Source organism: Streptomyces sp. WAC06614 (assembly GCF_003949795.1).
Classification (GTDB): Bacteria; Actinomycetota; Actinomycetes; order Streptomycetales; family Streptomycetaceae; genus Streptomyces.
In genome coordinates, this window is sequence record NZ_RPRY01000644.1 from 1 (window position 1) to 1,560 (window position 1,560).

The 1,560-nt window shown below is 85.4% G+C and carries 1 pseudogene; it reads right to left on the reverse strand.

Features of this window, described 5'->3' with window-relative positions:
* A pseudogene (locus tag EF918_RS35585) lies at positions 1 to 365 on the reverse strand (bifunctional 3'-5' exonuclease/DNA polymerase); the annotation flags it as partial.
* Between the last annotated feature and the right edge of the window lie 1,195 nt (positions 366 to 1,560).

The window sequence follows — 1,560 nt, forward strand, 5'->3', positions numbered from 1 at the left end:
AGGGAGGACTGGGTGCCGGGCTCGGCGGCGCGCAGGGGCGGGTCGGGCGGTACGGGCTCCCCGCGGAGCCGGGCCCAGGCCGCGGCGGCGGAGCGGGGCTCGCCGGAGCGGCCTTCGTGGCCGAGGAGGAGGAGCTCGGCGTCCTCGATGTCGTAGCACCGCTCGACGCGGGTGCCTGCGGCGAGCAGGCGGGGGTAGACGGCGGCGGTCGAACGCCAGACCCAGCGGGTGCCGGGCGGGGCGGCGGCCACGGCCGTGGCCGGCTCGGCCACGCCGTGGACGGCGGCGTCCCCGCCGACCGGGCCGGCCTGCCACCGCCCGTCCCCCTCCTCGGCCAGCAGCCACCGCGCCGCGAACTCGCTCACGAGTGCGAGTCTCCCACCCCCCACTGACACCGAGCCCCCGGCACGCTGACCGCGCCCGGGGACCACCGGAACCGAACCCCGCCTGCGGCGGCCGCAGCCGAGCCGCGTGCGGGCCGGCACCCGCCGCCCGGGCCGGCTGCCCGGGGCTCGGCGCGGGCCGTGCCCGCCCTCGTCGGCCGGGCAGGGCCCGACCCTGCGCCCCGGCCCGTGCCGGGGCCCGGCGGCCCGGTGGCCCGGCCCCGGGCCGGCCTCCCGGCCTGCGGCGGAAGTTCGGGTGGGGCGTGCCCGGCTGGGCCGCCGCCCAGCGGTGGTCCTCCCCGGCCACGTCGGCCGGGGGCGGCCGGCCCGCCGCCCGGGCCGGTGGTCAGCCCCGGCCGGGGGCTGGCCGCGGGGCCCGGCAGGCGCCGCCGCCGAGCTCCTGCTCCGCCCGGCTGGGCCGGCCAGTGCGGGCCGCGGTCGGCGGGGCAAGCCCGCGGCGCCGGGCCGGTGGCCCGGCCTCGGCTGCGGCCTGGCGGCCTGGCCGCGAAGCCGCCCGGCTCCGCCGGGCGTCACCCTTCCGGCGCGCGCCACGCCCCCCGGGCGGCGGGCCGCCTGGTCCCCGGCGGGGCTGCCGGGGCGGCCCCGGCGAAGTGGGAGGCGATGCCCCGCCGGTGGCGTCCGGCCCAGGCCCGCCCTCGTCGGCCGGCCCGTGCCGCGGCCCTGCGGCCTCCCGGCCCGTGCCGGGGCCCGGCGGCCTGGCCGGGCCTCCCGGCCTGCGGCGGAAGTTCGGGTGGGGCGTGCCCGGCTGGGCCGCCGCCCGGGCCGGCTGCCCGGGGCCCGGGGAGGTGCCGGGCTCGGCCTCGTCGGCCGGGCAGGGCCCGGGCCTGCGCCCCGGCCCGTGCCGCGCCCCTGCGCCCCGGCCCGTGCCGCGGCCCGGCGGCCTCCCGGGCCTGCGCCCCGGCCCTGCGGCCTCCCGGCCTGCCCGTGCCGGGGCTTGGCGGCCTGGCCGGGCCTCCCGGCCTGCGGCGGAAGCCCGGGCGTCGAAGCCCGTCGGGACGCTGCCGGCCGCGGGTGGCCGGGGCGGGCCCCGCCCGTCAGGCCGCGGCCCGTTCGGGCCGGCCTCGGGCGCCCCTCAGGCCGCCGCCGACCAGGCGGCGTTCGTGCGTACCGCCTCCCGGTAGGCCTCCAGGGCCGGGCGGGGGGTGCGGCCCAGGAG